Annotated in this window: 21 protein-coding genes and 1 riboswitch; all 21 genes read right to left on the bottom strand. The window is 68.1% G+C overall.

Annotated elements, in window-relative coordinates; genetic code table 11:
- Position 1: 1 nt before the first annotated feature.
- Complete coding sequence (locus FHR72_RS05020; protein WP_396888395.1) at positions 2-541, bottom strand: DUF3592 domain-containing protein; 540 nt, start codon at positions 539-541, stop codon at positions 2-4.
- On the bottom strand, positions 538-2,175 hold the full coding sequence (gene menD / locus FHR72_RS05015; protein ID WP_183466835.1) for a 2-succinyl-5-enolpyruvyl-6-hydroxy-3-cyclohexene-1-carboxylic-acid synthase: 1,638 nt from the start codon (positions 2,173-2,175) through the stop codon (positions 538-540). Before menD ends, FHR72_RS05020 begins: the two co-directional genes overlap by 4 nt.
- 2 nt (positions 2,176-2,177) lie before the next feature.
- Entirely contained in the window at positions 2,178-2,960 is a 783-nt protein-coding gene (locus tag FHR72_RS05010) for an alpha/beta fold hydrolase (RefSeq protein ID WP_183466834.1), read from the bottom strand.
- A gap of 76 nt (positions 2,961-3,036) precedes the next feature.
- Positions 3,037-3,777: a DJ-1/PfpI family protein gene (locus FHR72_RS05005; protein ID WP_183466833.1), complete on the bottom strand. Its 741-nt coding sequence runs from the start codon at positions 3,775-3,777 to the stop codon at positions 3,037-3,039.
- Positions 3,778-3,795: 18 nt separating this feature from the next.
- The gene (locus FHR72_RS05000) at positions 3,796-4,758 is read right to left on the bottom strand and encodes a GlxA family transcriptional regulator (RefSeq protein ID WP_183467234.1); all 963 of its coding nucleotides are present in this window, start codon (positions 4,756-4,758) and stop codon (positions 3,796-3,798) included.
- Positions 4,759-4,812: 54 nt separating this feature from the next.
- The gene (locus FHR72_RS04995; RefSeq protein ID WP_183466832.1) at positions 4,813-5,769 is read right to left on the bottom strand and encodes an o-succinylbenzoate synthase; all 957 of its coding nucleotides are present in this window, start codon (positions 5,767-5,769) and stop codon (positions 4,813-4,815) included.
- Positions 5,770-5,811: 42 nt separating this feature from the next.
- The gene (locus FHR72_RS04990; protein WP_183466831.1) at positions 5,812-6,189 is read right to left on the bottom strand and encodes a DMT family transporter; all 378 of its coding nucleotides are present in this window, start codon (positions 6,187-6,189) and stop codon (positions 5,812-5,814) included.
- A 2-nt stretch (positions 6,190-6,191) separates the two neighbouring features.
- A complete protein-coding gene (locus FHR72_RS04985) occupies positions 6,192-6,506 on the bottom strand; it encodes a DMT family transporter (RefSeq protein WP_183467233.1) in 315 nt (104 codons plus the stop codon).
- A 10-nt stretch (positions 6,507-6,516) separates the two neighbouring features.
- Positions 6,517-6,583, bottom strand: a riboswitch (guanidine-III (ykkC-III) riboswitch).
- A gap of 134 nt (positions 6,584-6,717) precedes the next feature.
- On the bottom strand, positions 6,718-8,280 hold the full coding sequence (locus FHR72_RS04980) for a long-chain-fatty-acid--CoA ligase (protein ID WP_183466830.1): 1,563 nt from the start codon (positions 8,278-8,280) through the stop codon (positions 6,718-6,720).
- A gap of 128 nt (positions 8,281-8,408) precedes the next feature.
- Complete coding sequence (locus FHR72_RS04975) at positions 8,409-8,996, bottom strand: TetR/AcrR family transcriptional regulator (protein ID WP_183466829.1); 588 nt, start codon at positions 8,994-8,996, stop codon at positions 8,409-8,411.
- 5 nt (positions 8,997-9,001) lie between these two features.
- Entirely contained in the window at positions 9,002-9,961 is a 960-nt protein-coding gene (locus FHR72_RS04970) for an oxygenase MpaB family protein (RefSeq protein WP_183467232.1), read from the bottom strand.
- A 78-nt stretch (positions 9,962-10,039) separates the two neighbouring features.
- A complete protein-coding gene (locus FHR72_RS04965) occupies positions 10,040-10,606 on the bottom strand; it encodes a hypothetical protein (protein ID WP_183466828.1) in 567 nt (188 codons plus the stop codon).
- 20 nt (positions 10,607-10,626) lie between these two features.
- Complete coding sequence (locus FHR72_RS04960) at positions 10,627-11,418, bottom strand: DUF3298 domain-containing protein (RefSeq protein ID WP_183466827.1); 792 nt, start codon at positions 11,416-11,418, stop codon at positions 10,627-10,629.
- A gap of 2 nt (positions 11,419-11,420) precedes the next feature.
- Positions 11,421-12,101: an Rv1363c family protein gene (locus tag FHR72_RS04955; RefSeq protein WP_183466826.1), complete on the bottom strand. Its 681-nt coding sequence runs from the start codon at positions 12,099-12,101 to the stop codon at positions 11,421-11,423.
- A gap of 30 nt (positions 12,102-12,131) precedes the next feature.
- Entirely contained in the window at positions 12,132-13,382 is a 1,251-nt protein-coding gene (locus tag FHR72_RS04950) for an MlaD family protein (protein ID WP_183466825.1), read from the bottom strand.
- On the bottom strand, positions 13,379-14,629 hold the full coding sequence (locus FHR72_RS04945; RefSeq protein ID WP_183466824.1) for an MlaD family protein: 1,251 nt from the start codon (positions 14,627-14,629) through the stop codon (positions 13,379-13,381). The genes FHR72_RS04950 and FHR72_RS04945 overlap by 4 nt, the downstream gene beginning before the upstream one ends.
- Positions 14,626-15,741, bottom strand: coding sequence for an MCE family protein (locus tag FHR72_RS04940; protein WP_183466823.1), 1,116 nt, complete (start codon positions 15,739-15,741; stop codon positions 14,626-14,628). Before FHR72_RS04940 ends, FHR72_RS04945 begins: the two co-directional genes overlap by 4 nt.
- Positions 15,738-16,775, bottom strand: coding sequence for an MCE family protein (locus tag FHR72_RS04935; RefSeq protein ID WP_183466822.1), 1,038 nt, complete (start codon positions 16,773-16,775; stop codon positions 15,738-15,740). Before FHR72_RS04935 ends, FHR72_RS04940 begins: the two co-directional genes overlap by 4 nt.
- Positions 16,768-17,823, bottom strand: coding sequence for an MlaD family protein (locus FHR72_RS04930; protein ID WP_183466821.1), 1,056 nt, complete (start codon positions 17,821-17,823; stop codon positions 16,768-16,770). The genes FHR72_RS04935 and FHR72_RS04930 overlap by 8 nt, the downstream gene beginning before the upstream one ends.
- Entirely contained in the window at positions 17,820-19,436 is a 1,617-nt protein-coding gene (locus tag FHR72_RS04925) for an MCE family protein (protein ID WP_183466820.1), read from the bottom strand. Before FHR72_RS04925 ends, FHR72_RS04930 begins: the two co-directional genes overlap by 4 nt.
- Positions 19,436-20,293: an MlaE family ABC transporter permease gene (locus FHR72_RS04920; RefSeq protein ID WP_183466819.1), complete on the bottom strand. Its 858-nt coding sequence runs from the start codon at positions 20,291-20,293 to the stop codon at positions 19,436-19,438. Before FHR72_RS04920 ends, FHR72_RS04925 begins: the two co-directional genes overlap by 1 nt.

Genomic DNA, 20,293 nt, shown 5'->3' with positions numbered 1-20,293 from the left:
GTCAGGCTGCGACGGTCTCCCGCGGCTGCGTCCGCCGTTCCAGCACCGCGGTCGCGCCCAGCGCCGCGCCGGCGACCAGCCACCCGACCACCGCGATCGAGCCGGCCGGCACGATCGCCAGCGCCGCATTACGGTGCTGCACGCGCACCAGATCCGGATTGTTGACGTCGTACTCGACGTAGATCCGCATACCGTTCTCCAGCTCCGACGGGTAGAGCACCCCGAGCTCCGGACGGTAGGTGATCCGGTCGGGGGTGACGAACTCGATCGTCGAGCGCCGCTGCCCGGCATCGAGCACCGTCGCCTCCGCGACGCCCAGGTTCCGTTCGATCTGGCGGTCGTTGCGCCACGCGCCCGCCACCAGGAGCACCGACTGCAGGGTGACCAGACACGCCACCGCGACGATCCCGATCCGGATACGCCGGAAGACCCGCGCACTGCGCGACTCCCCCGGCTCGCCGTAGAGGTGCGGGACCACATGCGGACTCACCCTGTGCCACAGCGCTTTCACCCGCCCGAGCAGGTCGTTCGCTCCGCTCACAGGGCAGCCTTGATGGACGCATGCAGCGCCCTCAACGACGACCTGTCCGCCTTCACCTCCAGCACCCGCATCCCGTCGTGCTCCTCGTCGAGGGCCTCCGCGAGCTGACCGGTCTCGATCTGGCGGCTCTCCACGTGGTACGCCCGGCACAGCGCGCCGACGTCGACGTCGTGGGGTGTCCCGAAGATGCGCGACGACACGTCGGAGAACCGCGGGTCGCCCTGCTCCAGCAACTCGAAGATGCCGCCGCCGTTGTCGTTGGAGACCACGATGGTCAGCCGGCGCGGCGTCGGCTCCGTCGGCCCGACCAGGAGCCCGGAGCTGTCGTGGACGAATGTCAGGTCGCCCATCAGCGCGACCGTGCGCCCGCCTGTGGCGCGTTCATGGGCCAGGGCCGCACCGATCGTCGTCGACACCGTCCCGTCGATCCCCGCCACCCCGCGATTGGAGCGCACCTTGACGTCCTCGGTGTTGAAGCCGACCAGCGCGACGTCGCGCACGGGGTTCGACGCACCGAGCACAAGCTGATCGCCCGGCCTGACCGCATCGGCGACGGCCGCGGCCACGTGCAGGCCCGTGGTCAGCGGATGCGCGGCGAGCTGTCCGCGGACGGCATCCACGGCGTGCAGGTTCGCCTCGGCGCAGCGCCGCAGCCAGTCCTGCGACGGTTCCCCCGCGACGATGGCCCTCGTCCCCGTGGCCTGCGAGTTGCCCGAGACGTCGGGCCACCGCGGACCCGTCGTCAGCGCGAACACCGGCACCGCAGGGTCGGCGAGCAGCGTCGACACCGGCCGGTGCAGCGTCGGACGGCCCAGCATGATGACCTGTTTGGGCCGAATCAGATTCAGGGCCAACGGATGCAGAACATTCAGCGCGTACGGAGCCGTCGGCTCGGCGACCGTGGGCAGGTGGGCGAGATTGGGGTGCAGGCCCGCGCCGTGGCCGGCGATGACGATGGTGTCCGGGGTCAGGTCGATGTCCAGCGGCTGGTCGAACGTCACCGGAGGCGTGTAGGTCCACGGCTTGCCGCCGGGACGGCCCTCGGGCGCGTACGGCGCCGGGTCGTTGTCGACGCCGGGGACCAGCGGCTCCCGCAGCGGAATGTCGAACTGGACCGGTCCGGCGTTGGCCGATCGAGAACCCGTCGCCGACACCAGAACTCGGCACGTGGCCGAACGCCACTGCGCGTTCAGGGCGTCCATGTTCGGGGCATCTTCGGCCAGGCCCAGGCTGATGTTGGCCCGCACCTGCGTCCCGAAGTAGCCGAGCTGTTCGAAGGTCTGGTTGGCGCCCGTGCCCAGCAGCTCGTAGGGACGGTTGGCCGAGAGCACGATCAGCGGCACGCGGGCGTAATTGGCCTCCACGACCGCCGGGCCGAGGTTGGCCACCGCGGTGCCCGACGTCATCGCCACACACACCGGCGCGCCCTCGGCGACGGCGAGTCCGATCGCCAGGAAGCCCGCCGTGCGCTCGTCGATACGGACGTGCAGCCGCAACCGCCCGGCCCGGTCGGCGTCGTGCAACGCGAACGCCAGCGGCGCGTTGCGCGACCCCGGGCACAGCACGACGTCGCGGACGCCGCCGCGGATCAGTTCGTCGACGACCACCCGGGCCTGCGCCGTCGAGGGATTCACCATTACAGGGTATCGGCGAAGAAGTTGAGGATCGCGGTGTTGACGACCTCGGGCCGCTCGATGAAGCCCAGATGGCCGGTCGCGGGGATCTCCAGGAACCGCCCCCGGGGCAGCGCGTTGGCGACCTCACGGCCGAGGTGCGGCGGCAGCACCACGTCGTCGGCGAACCCGATCACCAGCGCCGGGATGTCGACGTTCTGATAGGCCGCCAGCCTGCTGCCCTGGGGCGCGATCGTCAGGTGGGTGCGGATGCCGGGGGTCGGCTTCTGAGGCCACATCGTGAACATGTCGATCCAGTCGCGCACCGCGTTGTCGTCGTTGAGCGTCTTCGGCGAAAAGCTCTCCAGCAGACGCACTTTGGCGTCGAATTCGGCCGGGAGTTGCACGCCCGAGTCGGCCAGTGCCCGCTCGCCCTGCCAGAAGAAGTCGCGGGTGCGGTCATGACGCCCGCGGGTCGCCATCAACACCGCCGACTTCACCAGTTCGGGGCGCGCCACCATCAGCTCCTGGGCGATGTAGGAGCCCATCGAGACACCGACCAGACGGACCGGCGCCAGGTCCAGCTTCTCGATCAGCGCCGCCGTGTCACCCACCATCGTCTCGGTGGTGAAACCCTCGGCGTTCTCGGTGGCGCCGATGCCGCGGTTGTCGAACGTCACACATCGGTAACCGGCCCGGGCGAAGACCGGCACCTGATGCAGATGCCAGGTGCGCCCGGCGCCGCCTCGACCTGCGATGAAGAGCACAGCCTCCCCGCGGCCGCGTTCGTCGTATGCCAGATTCACCCCGGAGACGCTACTGGATCGCGCGGTGCCGCCGAGAGCGCGCTCAGGGTCGTCGCCGGCCCCCCGATCACAGCCCTCAGCGCGCCCTCGACGTGGCCTGCCTGGTGCGACGGGAGCGCACCGCCTTGACGGCGGCATCCCACAGCAGGCCAGTCGAGGCGGCGAGCGCAGCGGGTCTGGCCATCTCCCTGCCCATCAACGCGGTGGCCAGCGCTTTGGTGCTCGGTGTGGCCTTCGACATGTGTCCCGAGTCGAAGGGCGGCTGCGGGTCGTACTCGATCGAGAGCTGGATCGCCTTGGCCTTCGCCTCGCCGACGATGCGGCCCGCCAGCCAGAGCCCCAGATCGATACCTGCCGACACCCCGGCCGCGGTGACGGTCTTGGCGTCGGCCTCGACGATGCGCTCGTCACCGACCGGTTGCGCGCCCAGGGTCTTGAGCACCGGCAGGGCCGCCCAGTGCGACGTCGCGCGCTTACCGTCGAGCACACCGGCCGCGGCCAGGATCACCGAACCCGAGCACACCGACGTCGTCCACGTCGACGTCTCGTGAGCCCGCCGCACCCACTCGAGCACCTTCTGGTCGCGGGCATGCTCCATGGTCGCGAACCCACCCGGGATGAGAATGATGTCGGGCGAGGGCGTTTCGTCGAAGCTGTGGGTGGCGCCGATGAGCAGGACCTGGGAGTCCGCGGCGATGGGTCCCGGCTCGTGCCAGACGAAGCGCACCTCGGCGTCGGGCAGCCACCGCAAGCTCTCGTAGGGGCCGATGAAGTCCAGCGCAGTGAACCCCGGATACAGCATGATGGCGATCTGCATGATGAATCTCCTTGTTGTTCAGGCGAATGTCTTGCGGTACTGGTCAGGTGAGACGCCGAGGCGGCGGACGAAGTTGCGACGCAACGTCTCGGCCGAGCCGAAGCCACACCGCGCGGCGATCACCGTCACGGTGTCGTCGGTCTCCTCGAGCTGTCGACGCGCGGCTTCGGTGCGGACCCGCTCGACGTAGGCGCCGGGCGCCTCACCCACCTCGTCGGTGAAGACCCTGGTGAAATGGCGCGGGCTCATCGCAGCGCGCCGCGCCAGCTCCGAAACACTGTGCGTCCCGCCGGGTTCGGCTTCGATCGCCTCCTGGACGTCCCTGATCGTGGTGCGCCGGGCGCGTGGCATCCACACCGGGGCGGCGAATTGCGTCTGCCCACCGGGGCGGCGCAGGTACATGACGAGATAGCGGGCGACCGTCTGGGCGGTCTCGGTGCCGTGGTCGTCCTCGACGAGCGACAGCGCGAGGTCGATGCCTGCGGTGACACCCGCTGCGGTCCACACCTTTTCCGAGCTGCGCACGAAGATCGGGTCAGGATCGACTGTCACCGAGGGGAATTCGGAGGCCATGTGTGGCGCGAAGGCCCAGTGCGTGGTCGCCACGCAGCCGTCGAGCAATCCCGCCTGTGCCGCCAGCACCGCACCGCTGCACACGCTCACGACGCGACGAACCCGCGGGGCGGCCGCGCGGATCCAGTCGATGAGGGCGTCGTCCTTGCGCGCCGCCTCGGCCCCGAACCCGCCGGGCAGTACGACGGTGTCGATGCCGTCGCCGCTATCGGGCAGCGGGTCCGCGGCCAGGGTGAGCCCGGTGCCTGTGCTCACCGCTCCCCCGTCGGCGGAGACGACCCGCACCGCGTAGCCGCCCTCGCCGCGGGTGGCCAGGAACAGCGACGCACCGGTGAACACCTCGAACGGCCCGACCATGTCGAGGGCCTGCACGCCGTGGAAGCCGACGATGAGCACGGTGCGCACCATGCGCTCAGTCTTGGTCACGAACCGCGATGGCGTCCAGGCCATGCACCCCACAGATCAGGACAGCAGGGGCCAGCAGGCCCGGATGCGGTCGATCCACCACTGTCTGCGGGCGGGCGGGGCGGCGAGCGCGGCGAGGCGGGCATGGTCGGGGGTCACCGCCCGCGCGGGCAGGTGCCCGTCGACGGGTGTCACGGGCGCAGCCACGTCCTCGACGAACAGGCTGCCGGTTCCGAGACCGCAGGCGTGCGAGAGGGTCGGCAAGCAGCCCGCGGCGACCAACCCGGCTCCGATGCCGATGGCGCTGTCGAGGGCGCTGGACACCACGACGGGGATGTCGATCTGGGCGGCGATGTCCAGCATCGCCTGCACGCCGCCCAGCGGGGCCACCTTGAGCACCGCGACGTCCGCGGCTCCGCTGCGCACGACGTGCAACGGGTCGTCGGCCTTGCGGATGCTCTCGTCGGCCGCGACCGGCACCTCGACCCGGCGCCGCACCTCGGCGAGTTCCGGCACGGTGCGACAGGGTTGTTCGAGATATTCGAGCGGGCCGCCGGCGGTCAGGGCCTGCGCTGCGGCGACAGCCTGGTCGACAGTCCACCCGCCGTTGGCGTCCACGCGCACCGTGGGCACCGATGCGCGGACGGCTTCGACGCGGGCGACGTCGTCGGCGAGGGTCTGACCGGGTTCGGCGACCTTGACCTTCGCAGTGCGCGCGCCCGGGAACCGGGCCAGGACGTCGGGGACGGCCTCGGCCGGGACGGCGGGCACCGTCGCGTTGATCGGGATGCGGTCACGCTGGACGGCCGGCCACGGGCGGTAAGCCGCCGCGATCGCCGACGCGAGCCAGTGCGCGGCCTCCGGGGGTTCGTACTCGACGAATGCGCCGAACTCACCCCAGCCCTGCGGGCCGTCGATCACTGCGACTTCGCGAAGGGTGATGCCGCGGAACCGCACGCGCATCGGCAGGGCCACCACATGCAGTCGCTCCAAGACGTCGGCGAGTTCGACCACGACTCCATCGTCCGCCAGCAGGGCCGGCGCCGGACACGCGGGCTACCGCGACGACGCCACGGACGACGGCCGCGCCTCGTGGGTGTCCCGTCGGCCGGCCGAATCGGGCGGAAGCAGCTTCAGACCCACGACCGCAGCGACGATGCCGGTCAGGAACAGCACCTTGGCCGGCGAGGACGCCTCGTCTCCGGTGAGCATCGCGTAGCCGACGGTCAGCGCGGCACCCAATCCGGTCCACACCGCGTAGGCGGATCCGATCGGGATGTGACGCGCGGCCCAGCCGAGGCCGGCAAGGCTGCCCAGCAGGGCGCCTGCGAACACCACGGTGGCCACCAGTGCGGTGAATCCCTCGGTGCGGCCCAGCGCGGTGGCCCACACCGCCTCGAGCACGGCACTGGCGATCAACACGAACCACGGCACGGTCAGCTCACCGCCTTCAGGCCGACGACGCTGCCGACCAGCACGCACAGCAGCAGGACGCGTGCCGTCGACGCGGTTTCCCTCTTGGTCAGGATTGCCCACAGCACGGTCAAGGTGGCGCCGATGCCGACCCACACCGCGTAGGCGGTACCGGTCGGCAGCGAGGTCATCGCATAGGCCAGACCGGCCAGACTCGCAGGCATCGCCAGCGCGAAGACCAAAGTCGGCCCGCGACGGCGGAAATTGTCGGACATACCGAGTGCGGTCGCCCACGCCGCCTCGAAGAAGCCGCTGAGGACCAGAACCAGCCACGCCACAAGAACCTCCAACGAGTCAGTCTTGTCGCTGCGGGTACTGCTCCCTCGTCCGCACGCCCCCCGGATCGAGGCCGTACCAGCCACGTTACACACGAGTTTCAGAGTGGTCATGTCCCGGAAACGCAGAGTGACCGCGATCTCCAGTGCACAGCACAACGCACGCCCTCCGACCGGAGAGCGTGCGTTGCAGGATTCGGGGCTAGGACTTGGGCTAGACGGTGGCCCGGTCGCGACCGTCCCAGTGCGGTTTGCGCAGTTCCTTCTTCAGAACCTTGCCGGTGGGGTTACGCGGCAGTTCGTCGGTGATGTCGACGGACTTGGGGCACTTGTAGGCCGCCAGCCGCTCCCGGGCGAAGGCGATGAGCTCGGATTCCGAGGTCTCCCCCTCGATGACGACGACGGCCTTGACGACCTCGCCCCACTTGTCGTCGGGCACGCCGATCACCGCGACCTCGACGACGGCATCGTGTTCGGCCAGCACCCGCTCCACCTCGATGGAGTAGATGTTCTCGCCTCCCGAGATGATCATGTCCTTGAGCCGGTCCTCGACGAAGATGTAGCCGCCGTCGTCGACGCGGCCCACGTCGCCCGTGCGGAACCACCCGTCCTCGGTGATCGCCTCGGCCGTGGCGTCCGGCTTGTTGTGGTAGCCCTTCATCAATTGCGGTGAGCGGAACCAGAGTTCGCCCTGCTCGCCGGTCGGTACGTCCTCGAGGGTGTCCGGGTCGACGACGCGGACCTCGGCGTTGGGCACGAGCGTGCCGGCGCTGGACAACCGCTCCTCCCGGCCGGGGTCGCGATGGGCCTCGGGCAGCAGGTGGCTGATCACGCCGCACAGTTCGGTCAGGCCGTAGGCCTGCATGAAATCGGTGTTCGGCCAGGCCTCCAACGCCGACCGCAGCAGCGGCAACGGCATCGGCGACGCGCCGTAGGCGAACGTCTTGAGCGATCCGAAGAGCTTCACCGCGTCCTCGCCGGCGTCGAGGACCTTCGCCAGCACCGCGGGCACCAGGAAGGTTCGGTTCGCGCCCTTGAGGATCGCGCCGGCCAGTGTCATGCCGTCGACATCGCGGGTCATGACGCTCGGGAACCCGTCGTGAATCCCGAACTGCACGTAGGACGATCCGCCGACATGGAACAGCGGCATCGAGACCATGTTCTTGTCGCCCTCGTCGAACTCGAAGCCCTCGTGGGCGTTCACGGTGTGGGCGATGATGTTGGTCTGGGTCAGTTCGACACCCTTGGGGCGCCCGGTCGTGCCCGACGAGTACATGATGATGCAGACGTCCCCGGGTTCGACGTCGTCGGAGCGGCCGACGGGCGAAGCGGCCTCCAGCATGGCCTCGTACTCGTCGTCACCTTCGGGCTTGACCACGACGACATGCTCGACGGCGGTCAGCTTGTCGCGGATCTTGTCGATCGACGCCGAGAACTCGTCGCCGACGATGAGCAGTTTCGCCCCGGAATCGTTGAGCACGTAATCGAGTTCGTCGGCCGCCAGCCGGAAGTTGATGATCGCGGTGGCCGCGCCGAGGGATGCGGCGGCGAACGTCATCTCGACGCAGGCGGGGTGGTTCTTGTCGAGGAACGCCACGACGTCACCGCGCGCCACACCGCGCTCGCTCAGCGCGCCGGCCAACCGGCGCACGCGGTCATTCCATTGCGCCCAGGTCCAGGATCGGTCGAGGTAGTCCATCGCCTCGGCGTCGGGGGTGGTCTCGGCCCAGTGGGCGAGCCGCTCGTCGAGGAATCGGGGTTCGGGCAGATCAACCATGGTCAGAAGCGTGCCACGTCGGCGTTCGTCGCTGACCTGAATTGCCCAATCCCGGATAAGTGAGTCACAGTTTCACACTAGGTCATGGCAATTCATCGCCTTTCCGGTCCTAAGTGAACCCTGGTTCATCACTTGACCAGAGGCGCGAGGTACGTTTCTGCGTAGCGTGCGACGGCATCGTCGTCATCGACGTCGAGAGTGTCGGTATCGACCTGTACGAGCGAGGCCGCCAGCCGGATGTGCAGTTCCGCGACGGCCAGGAGTTCGTCGTCCGGCATCGTCGCGCCGGCCGCCCGCAGGGCCTTCGCCATCGCCGTCGCGGCGCTGACGAGGAACAACCGGGCCTCGTTCACCATCTCGGTGGTCGCCGCGAACTCGCCGTCGAGCTGCAGGAACCGGCGCATCACCGGTTCGCCGGTCAGCAGCCGGACACCCTCGCGGAACGCGGCGACGGCGGCCTGTCTCGGACCGGAATCGATGGCCACTGTCTGCAGGCGTGCCATCGCGAACTCGAAGGTCTGGCGGCCCAGCTCGGTGATCAACGCATCGCGGCTCGGAAACCGCCGGTACAGCGTGCTGCGGCTGACGCCGGCCTGACGTGCCACGACATCCATGCTCAACCGGCCCACACCCACCAGCGAGACCTCCTCGGCGGCAGCCTTGAGAATCGCCGATTCCTGCTCGGTAGGGCTGTCGGTGTTGCGGGAGCGTCGCATGACGGTCAGCCCGCGGGGCAGCGGCCCACCGGGGGCGCGAACGAGTCGAGAGCGACGGACCGATGCATCCTGACAAGCTTCTCATACTCGATCCGATTGCGCGCCAACGGGATCAACAGAACTTTGTCGGGCAGTGTGCGCCATGCCAGCTGCAGCAGGCGGCAGTACAGCGCGAACTCGCGGTCGTGCCGTGGCTCCCAGCGGAAGCCGGTCAGCTCACGCACACCGGGATGCAGGATGCCGAACGAGCACACCGTCAGGACGCGTCCGGCCAGGGGGCGCAGTGCGATCCACCCGGGCGTCAGGGCCGTCCTGAGTAAGGGTGGCAGCACCAGCGTCGGGAGCGGGAGCTTCGTCAGGTTCCGAGTCGCCGTGCGCAGGAACGGGTTCGACGCGAGTTCGGAGGCCACCATGTCGTCGTAGTACGCCACCGCCTCGGCGTAGGTGGCGGGCAGTTTCGCGCTCTTGCCGGGAAGCTCGAGCGCCCCGAAGCTCTCCAGGAGTTGCTGATAGGCCACCTCCCGCTCGTCGTCGGTCAGCGTGACGCCCGTGCACGGTGTGAACGAGTTCAGCACGACGAACAGTCCGCTGACCGCGATCCAGTTCCACAGCCGCGGGTCCAGCGCGCTGTAGCGCACATCGGCGAAGTCACCGGTGCCCCGCCCGCGAACGTCGCGGTGCATCGTCTTGAGGCGCTCCCCCTCCGCGGCCTTGTCCGCCGCATCGCCCCAGATGGCCAACAGAGCGGAAAAGCCACTGCGTACACCGCGATCCGCGAAGTTCGCGGCGAATCGCCCGGTCTTGCCGACCGCGGCGGCCACGGGTACCAGCGCCACCTCGTCGAAGGCCGCGGCGCCGAACAGGCCGCCGAGCACGCTGCCCGAATGCCTGCGGAACTCGTCGATCACCTTCGGTCGGACATTCGAACTGACGGTGTGCGGGGAGTTCCCGGCGATCGCGACCATGGCGCCTCCGACGTTGTCGTTGACACAAAGACTAACCATTTGTTCCATCATGTCAATGGGGTATCGACACCGGATGGACTACGCGCCGTGGCAGACTCCCGAATCGCGGATCGCGCGGCCGTAGACGTTGGCCGTGGCGATGTTCGCGTTGATCTGGCCGGCGGGCAGCCTCCGCGCGATCTTGTCGTTGATCTGGGTGAACTGGTACCAGAGCCGATAGATCGAATCACCGTGGAAGAGCGGCGAATACTCGCTCTGGTCGGGGTAGTTGACGATGAACAGCGTGTGCGCGCGGGGTTCGAGGAACGCGGCGGACTGCTCGAGATTGGCTGCCACGACCTCGCCCGCCTCGGTCACCCCCGGTGCAGACCAGTTGTCGTGCTGATCGCCCAGGTAGCGCTGAAATCCGTAGACCTGGGTCATCAACGGATCGTACTGCGCAGTGAACCACTGGCAGGCGTCGCGCTGCGCGCTGATCTGCTGAGGGGTGACCCTGTTCTGCCACAGGTTGTACGGGAACACCGTGTAGTTCGGCACCCAGTTCGACGGATAGGGGGTGAACACCGGCAGTGTCGGGGTCGGGGGCTGGGCCCAACCGGCCGGCGCGACCACCATCGCCAGGGCGGCCAGTAGCGTCGCCGTCATCCTGCGCGGACCGGACATGGTCAGGCGCCGCCGAATTCGGGGCGTAGCACCGACGCCAGCGCCGTCAGCGGGATGCGGGCCTGGACCGTGCCGCCGTCCATCGACCACTGCATGATGCCGGGGGTGAAGTTGGTGGGGCTGTCCCTACCCACCGGATAGTCCGGCATGTAGATCAGGAGTTCGTCGGCGGTCAGTGCCCACGCCTTGTATCCACCTGAATAGACCTTGTCGGGGGTCCACCGGTCGGCGATGAACGGGTAGCTTCCCGGCTGGTGGGGCGGTGGCGCCGCATCGAGTGCGCGGACGATGAACGGGTGGGCCAGCGGCGGGATCGCGGCGAGGTCGGCGCCCGGCTTGAGCAGGTCTACCAGATGCAGCCTTCTCCCGCTGGCCATGTCGAAAGTGAATGTGCGGTAGGCGTTGTTGAAGTCGGGTCCGTCAGCGTGGTAGGTCTCGTGGTAGACGAGACTGGCGACCGAGCCACGGCGGAAGATCTGGTAGTTGCCTTCGCCGAAGCTGTCGGCGGCCATCGTCACTCCGGCGGTCTTCCAGTTGTTCACCAGCGTGCTGAGATACTCGCGCACCACGGGTCCGGCCGCGGCGTCGTCGACGAATTCGCTTGGCAACGCAACTTTAATGTCGCGCAGCGCGTTCCGCTCGGATCGGACAGCGGTGCGGCAGTACTGCCCGTCCCAGCTCCCGCCGAGACCTTCGCAGAAGGACGTCACCGACGCCGATGCCGCGGGGATAGTCACCATCGCCGCGACGGCTGTCAGTGCTGCGGTGAACGCGCCCGCTCGCAAGGACCGCATGGTCAGGGCAGTTCCACTTTGCTTGCACGCCAACGACCGTCGATGTCCTCCATGGTCATCTTGACGCGGCTGCGGTCGATGCGGGGATCGGGGACGGCGGTGTTGGTCACCGACTGGTCGACGAACAGCAGCACCACGACCTTGTCCTTGGAGGCGGACTGAACCGCCGAGTCGACGACGACCCCGCGTGCGCTGGCCTTGTTGTCGACGAGCAACTGGCGCAGCTGCATGCTCGACTGGGAGTACATGTCTTTGAACTCCCCGGTCGCCCCGTCGAGCACCTGATTGAAGTTTTCGTCGACCTTCGCCGAGTCGATACTGGTCAGAATCTGCGCGTAGGCCACCGCTGCGGCCTGGGCCTCTTCGCCTGCGCGGGCGACCTGCCGTTCCTGCCAGAGCTGCCAACCGAGAAACCCCGACGCGGCCAGCGCGCCGACGAACAGCACGGCCAGGGCACCGACCGCCACCCGACGCCGCCAGGACCTGCCCGGAGCCACCGTGTCAGTGTCGGTGTGGATGTCGTTCTCGCCGGCGCCAGGCTTTGCCAGAACGTCGTCGGAGTCGGCACCGTCCTTCTCGGCGTCGTCGGCGTCGTCTTTGGTGTCGTCGTCTTTGGTGTCGTCGTCTTTGGTGTTGGCGTCGTTGGTGTCGTCGTCGATGTCGTTCTCGGTCGTCACGGACATCTCAGCTCCTCGGGTGTGATCGGGGGTGGGTCATCGGGGCGGTTCGATCGGCAGGGTGGGACCGCCGTACGGGGTCGGAATCGTGTAGCGCCCCTTGGGGGTCGGGTCCATGGTGCGTCCGAGGTCGGCACCCGGCGGCGGACCTGCGGTGTCGTCACCGGCCGGGCGCGGCGCGTTCTTCGCCCCGCGCACCAACACGCCCGGATGGTCGTCGCGGCAGTAGGTGTACATGGAGGGCTCGGGGTAGTCCGCCGAAGACGGTGGCAGCCGGGGAGTTCCGTAGTCGCACGAGTACCTCGGGTAGATGTCACCGGTGGCCCAGAGCCCGTTGTCGTGCATGATGCTGCCGATCGCGTCCAGCACCGAGGTCCGGTAGTCGGGGAACAGCGCGTGCAGGGCCGGCACTCGCAGATAGAGCAGCTGCGAGGTCGACGCCGCGCTACCCAGCAGCTGCACCATCGTTTCGGAGTTGTCGACGAACAGGTTGTCCACCGAGGTCAGCGTTCCGGGGGTTCGTTCGGTCAGCCGGCGGAACCCCTCCCGCATCTTGTTCACTCCGTCGAACGTCGCGTCGAGGTTGACCGAGGCGACGCCGATGCCTTCGTTCTTGTCGGCTGCGAGCTGCAGGACGACGCGGCTCGTACGCAGCATGCTGGAGGTTTCGGGCAGCACCGAATCCAGCGTCGTCAGAAGGTAGGTGCCGCCGTCGATCACATCGGCGAGCTTGCCCGGGCCCGCCTCGGTCATGCTGAGCTCCCGCTTGATGAGTTCCAGCTTCGCAGGGTCCACCTGGGCCAGGGCGCCGTCGGCGTTCGCCAGCAATTCTGCGAGGCTCACCGGCACCTGGGTATCGGCCTGCGCGACGACGCTGCCGTCGCTCAGGTAGGGGCCGTCATCGGAATCGGCGACGAAGTCGATGTACTGCTCGCCTGCCGGGGACAGGCCCGAGACCCGGACTGCGCTCGACGTCGGCACCGCCACCGTGGAATCCACGGTCACCACGGCGTTCACGCCCTGGGGGGTGATGTCGAGGCGCTCCACCCTTCCTATCGGGACTCCCCGCATCGTGACGTTCTGATTCGGCAGCAGCCCGGCCGACTCGGGCAGCTCGACGGTCACCCGGTAGCTCGACGCGAACGGATTCACCTGCAGCGCACCCAGAAAGAGGTACAGCGAGGCCACAACGAAGGTCATGACGAGGGCACCGGCCGACAGCCATGCCCGGCGGCGGTGGCCTGCGCGGGCCACACCGACGGCGATGTTCGCGACAGAGCCGATCACGGGTTTTCCGCCGGCGGTGCGGGGGCGGGCAGTACGGCGGCAGGGGGTGCCGGCGGGGGCACCGGCACGATGACGCCCGGCTCGGTGGGGCTCGGCATCACCGGAACCTGCGGGACCCCCGGCCCCTTTCCGACGATCCGCTCCTGCAGCCGGTACAACGTGTACTGCAGCGAGCCCACCAGCTGGTGCCAGTTGTACCGTTTCGGCCCGTGCAGCCCGGTGTCGCCGGCGAATCCGATGTCGGGGATGGATCCGAGCACCAGGCGATCGATGCTGGCGCGCACCGCGATCGCGTTGCTGGTGGTGGCCTTGACGAACGGGGGCATCAGCCGATTGAGCGCATACAGGCTGGCGTCCGGGGTGAGCACCACGTCGTTCCAGGCGCCGGCGATCCTGTTGGCGTCGGCGATCACGCTGCGTCCGCTGGTGTCGGTGCCGGCGATCGAGGGGAACTTGCGCAGCTGCTCGGTGGTGGCGCCGGCCTGCAGCACCAGATCGGCGATCTCCTCGGTATGCGCGCTCAGCGTGTGGGTCGCCGGACCCGCGGCGTCCATCACAGCGCCAAGCGCCTGGTTCTTAGATTCCAGCTGCTCGACCAGACGCGAGGTCTCCGTGAGCGCAGTCGAGATCTCCTCGGAGCGGTTGTTCAGTGTGCCCAGGGTGCGGTTGGTCTTGCGGATCAGCTCGCCGAACGCCTGTCCCTGATCGCCGGTCGCCTTGCCGAGGCCGTTGATGATGTTGGTGAAGTTCCGCACGGCGCCGCCGTTGACGAGGATCGCCGCAGAACTCAGGACGGATTCGACTGTGGCTGCGGCTGTGGTCGATTCGATACCGATGGTGTCGCCGTCACGCAGCGCAGGTGCGCCGGGGGCCGCCGTTGCAGGGGGTTTGACCGCGACGAACACGTCGCCGAGCGGTGTCGCCGACCGCAGCTCGGCGGTACTGCCCCGGGGCAGCTGCACGCCGTCGCGGATACGCAGGGTCGTCACGGCCGTGTAGTTGCGCGCCACCATCGATTCGAGTTCCCCGACGTCGGCGCCGGCGAGCTTGACCTTGGCCATCGCGGGAAGGTTGAGCGCGTTGGAGAACACCGCGGTGAGTGTGTAACCGCCGGCACCCCCGCCGGGGGCGGGCAGCGTGAGGCCGGCCAGTCCCTCGCCGGCACAGGCGGACACCGACAGGCACACGGTGACGGCCAGTGCCAGAACGGTCTTCGGGCGATGCCCGCCCGAGCGGGGCGCCTTCACTTCTGGCCCATCGCCGCGAGCCCGTCCAGGACGTAGCTCAGGCCGAAATCGGGTCCGAAGTCCTGCAGCGTGCCGGTGCTGCAGCCCAGCTGCCTCAGCCCCATCATGTTGCACATCTCCTTGACCGTCTGGGTGTCGAACAGCACCTTGTCGGTCAGGACGTGGACCCGGACCGAGCCGTTCGTGCGGTCGATCGCGTTGTAGATGTTGTCCAGCGTCATCGGTGTCAGATCGAGGAACTCGGCCAGATCGCGCTGGTGATCCACCGTGGTGGTCAGGGCGGTGTCGCCGTTGGCGACGATCTGTTTGATGGTGTCGCGGTGGGTGTCGAGCACCTCGCCGAGCTGGGTGATGACGTCGTTGAGCTTCCGACCGGTGGTGCCGGAGCCGAAGTTCTCGTCGGCCAGCATCTGGCTGAGTTGCCGGATGGTGGAACCGAAGTCGCGCAGCGTGGCGTCGTTGTCGGCGGCGGCCCGGAACAGCGTGCTGACGTTGCGGATGATGGTGGTCAGCTGATCCCGGGTGACCTGACCGCGATCCGAGCTGAGCCGTAAGGCCTCCGACAGCTCGCCGAGCGCGTCCTTCATGGCCTGACCGTTGCCGTCGGCGATCGCGGCGCTGGCGTTCACGACGTCGGCGACGGGGCCGTTGCCTGCGCCGTCACCTCGCAGCGACGTGGACAGTTTGTCGAGAACATCCAGCACGCGGGCGAATTCGACCGGCGTGCGGGTGCGATTGAGCCCGATGGTGTCGTGGTTCTGCAGGGTCGGTCCGCCCCGGTAGGGCGGGGTCAGCTCGATCTGACGGTCCGTCAGGATCGAGTTCGAGATCGTCACGGCCATCGCGTCGGCCGGCACCTGGACGTCGGCGTCGACCGAGAATTCGACCTCGACGTAGCCACCCTTGGTGACGATCTTCTCCACCTTGCCCACCGGCATGCCGAGGACGGCGACATTGTTCCCCTCGTACAGGCCTGCGGCGCTGTCGAACTGAGCGGTCACCGAGATCGTGTCGAGCTGTTCCCCGACATAGGACCATGCCAGCGACGCCGTCACCACAGCGACGACCACGCCGGTGACCACCAGTGCGACGAGCCTTGATCTGCCGCTCATTTGCAGTCCTTCAGGTACTCGATCATGCCGAACTGTTTGGCGCGTCCGCTGATCGCGCACATCCACGAATCCACCAGCAACCCGTTGGCGGCGTTGAAGTCCACGGCGTTCCCGGATCCTGTGGCATTGGCCAGGTTTCGCAGCGCCACGGGCCCGGCCTGCAAGGTGCTGCGGAGAAGGTCGTCGTGCTTGCCGAGCATGTCGGACAGGTCGCGCACGTTGGTCAGCAGGGTCTCCAACTCGGGGCGGTCCTCGATCACCAGGTCGCTGAGGGTCTGGACCAGGTCGGTGATCGCGGCGAGCATGGCGTGGAACGATGCTCTGCGCATCACGAATTCACCGACCAGGTCGTTGCCCTGACGCACCATGCTCGCGATGGTGGACTGCTGACGGCGCAGCGTGTTGCTGACCAGCTCGGTGGTCTGCAGCAGCGACCCTAGTTGGTCACGACGTTCGGCCAGGATCGTCGAGAGCGTGTGCGTGTTCTCGAGCGCCTGCGGCACCACCGGTGGCAGACCCTGCAGTTGACGGCCGAGGATCGAGAGTGTCTGGGCGAACTTGTCGGAATCGACCTGTTCGTAGGTGGTCGTGACGTCGGTCAGCGCTTCCTGCAGGTCGTAGGGAACCTCGGTGTGCGACAACGCGAACCGGTCGTCGCGCAGCGAGCCGGCGCCGTCCGGTTCCAGGGCCAGGTACCGGGAGCCGAGGATCGTCGTGACCTTGATGATCGCCCGGGAGTCCTCACCGAGGGCGACGTCGTTGCGGACGGTGAACTCCGCCTCGACGTGGTCACCGGCGAGTTCCATGCTGGTGACCTCGCCGACTGGGATGCCCGCCACCGTCACCGGGTTTCCCGGTTGCAGCGCTGCGGCCTGCAGGAACTGCGCGGTGTATTTCCGGTAGCCGATGTCGGCAGCCTTGATCAGCAGCATGGCGCCGATCAGCACGGCGATGACGGCGATCGCGACGAACCCCACCCAGGCCCGGTTGTAGGTGGCGAGCCGCTCCCGGATCGACATTCTGCGGTCAGCCATTGGCCATGTTCCTGCACTTCGGGGAGTACCTGGCGTCGTTACCCGGGGTGGCGGCATCCACGACGATCGGTACGACGTCGTTGAGCCCCGGGAAGAACCCGGTCGCGTTCAGGTCGCACGCGTAGGCATTGGCATACGCACCCTCACCGGTGATGCGCGCAAACCCTTTGAGCAGCAGCGGGAGATTGGCACCGGTGAAGGCCAGCTGGGGTTCGATCGTCACCATGTGGCCGGCGAAACCGGGTTCCCGTTCGACTAGTTCGTTCAGAGACGGATACACCTCGTCGGTGATGGTCGCCAGCTGCCGGACGACGCGCGCCATCGAGCCCGTGGAATCCACCAGCTCCTGCCGCCGGCCGTTGAAGGTCGCGACCGCCGACTGCACCTGGGTCAGCACCTGGTCGAGACTGTTGTTGTGCTCGGCCAAGTTGGCCATCACGGTGTTCAGATCCGTGATCACCGTCCCAAGTTCTTCGTCACGGCCGGCGAATGATTCGGTCAGTTGCGACGTCTGGGCGACGAGCGCGGTGATCGATCCCTCGTCGCCCTGCAACGACTGGATCACGCCCTTGGTGAGGTTGTCGGCATCCTGCGGATCCAGCAGGCTGAACAAAGGCTCGTAACCGTTCAGGAGGGTCGTCACGTCGAACGAGCCCTCCGAACGTTCCAGTGGGATGACGGAATTCGCCGGCAGCGGGCCGGGGTCGCCGGTCTTGCCCAGCGACAGACCGAGGTACCGCTGCCCGACGATGTTCTGGTAGGTCACCGACGCAACGGTCGTGCCGAGCAGCTGCTGATCGCTCTGCACGACGAACGACACCTTGGCGAGATCGCCCTGCAGCTCGATCTTCTCGACACGCCCGACGCGAACGCCCGCCATCCGTACGTCGTCGCCCTCACGCAGGCCGAACACGTCGGTGAACATCGCGCCGTACGGGACCGTGGAACCGGCGACGTCGCGGCGCAGCGTCACGTACACCAGCCAGGTCAGCGTCACCGCCACCACCATGAACAGCGACAGACCCACCAGCGCACCACGGTATTTCATCGTGAACCCCCATGTGTCTGCCCGTCGGCCGACACCGTGGTGCCCCGCGCGACGGGCCCGAGCAGCAGCTGCGTGGCCACCGACGCGGGCTGTCCCGTGAGGACACCGAGCTGGTTCCGTTCCCCACGACTGCCTACGGGTCCGACGTTGCCGCCGTAGCTCGCCGGTGCAGCAGCCTCGGCGGGCAGCGGGCCCGGAGCGGAAGGCGCGGGGACCGGCGGTGGCGGGTCGCCCGGCTTGGGCGCCACCGGCGCCACCGGTGACAGCGGAACCGGCGGAGGCGGCACCGGGACAAGTGCGGGGTTGGCCGTTCCCGGCACCGGCGGCGACGGGTTCATCCACGGCGGCAGCGGTGGGTTCGGGTCCACCAGGCTCGGGTTCGGGTTCACCAGCGGCGGCCCCACGGCGATGAGGTTCCCGCTGGGGCCGACCTCGGTGCCTGCAGGCGGCGCCAGGTCCGGTGGCGGCTGGAAGTTCTGTGGCAGTAGGACATCGGGAAGTTCCGGACGGGTGGGGACCAGGGGTGCGGTGAAACAGCTCGGCCCCTTCAGGCCCGCGTACTGGGGGCAGTCCGCCCGGGTGTAGGAGTAGGTGGGCGTGAACGACAGATTCACCCGCATGTTGCCGATGTCCTGCTCGTGGATCCAGACCTCGTCGAAGAACTTCTGCGACAACTGGTTCAGCTTGACGAAGGCAGGCACCCAGTGGTGGGAGGTATCGGCGAGGCTACCGATGACCGGGGTCAGCTCGGAGGTGATCCGCACCAGCCGCTCGGTGTGGTTGTTCAGCGCCGTATGGGTCGTGCCCAGCGTGTTGATGCCCCCGTTGACGAGCGACGTGAGCTGCGCGTCCTGCTCGACGAGCGTCTGCATGGGTTGCACGGCCTGGTGCAGTGCGTCGACGAGGTCCGGCGCGGTCTGCGCGAGGCCGCGCGTCGCATCGACGAGGGCCGAGACCGTCGTCGGACCGGGCTCGGTCGCGACGATGCGATCGAGCTCGTCGACGAGGCGGTTCAATTGCGCCCCGCTGGTGAGCAATTCGGTGCGACGGTCCTCCGTCGCGGCGTTGACGGCGGCCAGGATGCCGACCGTGTCGTCCTCGCGACCGCGCCCGGTGGCGGCCAGGATGTCGCGCAACTTGCTGATGGTGGTCTGGAACAGCACCGTCGGAAGTTCGGTATCCTCGGGGATCTCGGCACCCGACCGGATCGCCGGGCCACCGCCGCTCTGTGACCCGTGGTGCACCAGCTGGACCGACGAGACGGCGAACACGTTGCTGGGCACCACACGCGCCGTGACCCCCGCCGGGATCGCCGCGGCGTAGTCGGGGTCGAGGTCGATGTGCACGAAGTTGGGGTCGCCGTCCTGGGCGGGCGTCACGTCCGTCACCGCGCCCACCAGAACGCCGTGGTACTTGACGTCGGATCGCTGCGGTAGCCCGTCGCCGACGTTGACCAGTGCGGCGACCACGCGTACGTGCGCGTCCATCCGTCCGGTGGATTTGACCAGCAGCGCGCCGGACACCACCGCGGCGACGAGCAGCAGCGCGACCCCGCAGCCCAGCAGCTGGCGGTCCGAGGGCCCGCGCCCGTCCAGCTCATAGGGATTCGCCATCAGCCGCCGAACCTCGCCCCGGAATCGACCGACCACAGCGCCATGGTCAGCAGCATGTTGACCATGATCACGACGGTGATACTGGCGCGCATCGCGTGTCCCGCGGCCACACCGACCCCGACCGGTCCACCGCTGGCGTAATAGCCGTAGTAGCACTGGACGGTCGAGGCGATCCATACGAAGATGACCGTCTTCAGGACCGAGTACAGGATGTCCTGACCGGCCAGCATCAACGTGAAGTAATGCAGGTACGAGCCCGCGGATCCGCCGCTGATGATCTGTACGACGAACTGGGTGGTCAGATAGCTGACGGCCAGGCAGGCCACGTACAGCGGGATCACCGCAATCACCGAAGCCATGAGCCTGGTGGTGACCAGGTACGGAATCGGCCGGATCCCTAATGATTCGAGGGCGTCGATCTCCTCGGCGATGCGCATCGAGCCCAGTTGTGCGGTGAACCGGCAGCCGGCCTGGGTCGCGAACGCCAGCGAGGCCGCGATCGGCGCCAGCTCGCGGGTGTTGACCAGCGAGGAGATGATGCCGGTCGCCGGTCCCAGGCCGAGCAGATCGAGGAAGTTGTAGCCCTCGATGCCGACCAGGGCCCCGACGGTGATACCGAGTACGACGGCCACGCCGGCGGTTCCGCCTCCGACGACCAATGATCCGTTGCCCCAGGCGATGTCGGAGAGCAGCCGGACGAACTCCTTGCGATACTGCTTGATCGCGACAGGCACACCCACGATGGCGCGGCCGAAGAAGACGAGCATGTGCCCGAGCTGCATGACCGGGGCTGTGGTCCTACGGTAGACGCGGAGCGCCGGCGCGAGAACGGCCGGGGTGAACGACGACGCCGACAT

This window comes from Mycolicibacterium iranicum (assembly GCF_014190915.1).
GTDB lineage: Bacteria > Actinomycetota > Actinomycetes > Mycobacteriales > Mycobacteriaceae > Mycobacterium > Mycobacterium iranicum_B.
The sequence above is the reverse complement of the archived record's forward strand: the minus strand, read 5'-3'. Positions and strand labels throughout refer to the sequence as shown.

Bases quoted from the DNA above. Each gene is read 5' to 3' on its own strand.
- FHR72_RS05005 (WP_183466833.1), bottom strand. From the start codon at position 3,777: ATGCAGATCGCCATCATGCTGTATCCGGGGTTCACTGCGCTGGACTTC.
- FHR72_RS05000 (WP_183467234.1), bottom strand. From the start codon at position 4,758: ATGGTGCGCACCGTGCTCATCGTCGGCTTCCACGGCGTGCAGGCCCTC.
- FHR72_RS04980 (WP_183466830.1), bottom strand. From the start codon at position 8,280: ATGGTTGATCTGCCCGAACCCCGATTCCTCGACGAGCGGCTCGCCCAC.
- FHR72_RS04975 (WP_183466829.1), bottom strand. From the start codon at position 8,996: ATGCGACGCTCCCGCAACACCGACAGCCCTACCGAGCAGGAATCGGCG.
- FHR72_RS04970 (WP_183467232.1), bottom strand. From the start codon at position 9,961: ATGGTCGCGATCGCCGGGAACTCCCCGCACACCGTCAGTTCGAATGTC.
- FHR72_RS04965 (WP_183466828.1), bottom strand. From the start codon at position 10,606: ATGACGGCGACGCTACTGGCCGCCCTGGCGATGGTGGTCGCGCCGGCC.
- FHR72_RS04960 (WP_183466827.1), bottom strand. From the start codon at position 11,418: ATGCGGTCCTTGCGAGCGGGCGCGTTCACCGCAGCACTGACAGCCGTC.
- FHR72_RS04955 (WP_183466826.1), bottom strand. From the start codon at position 12,101: ATGTCCGTGACGACCGAGAACGACATCGACGACGACACCAACGACGCC.
- FHR72_RS04940 (WP_183466823.1), bottom strand. From the start codon at position 15,741: ATGAGCGGCAGATCAAGGCTCGTCGCACTGGTGGTCACCGGCGTGGTC.
- FHR72_RS04935 (WP_183466822.1), bottom strand. From the start codon at position 16,775: ATGGCTGACCGCAGAATGTCGATCCGGGAGCGGCTCGCCACCTACAAC.
- FHR72_RS04930 (WP_183466821.1), bottom strand. From the start codon at position 17,823: ATGAAATACCGTGGTGCGCTGGTGGGTCTGTCGCTGTTCATGGTGGTG.
- FHR72_RS04925 (WP_183466820.1), bottom strand. From the start codon at position 19,436: ATGGCGAATCCCTATGAGCTGGACGGGCGCGGGCCCTCGGACCGCCAG.
- FHR72_RS04920 (WP_183466819.1), bottom strand. From the start codon at position 20,293: ATGTCGGCGTCGTCGTTCACCCCGGCCGTTCTCGCGCCGGCGCTCCGC.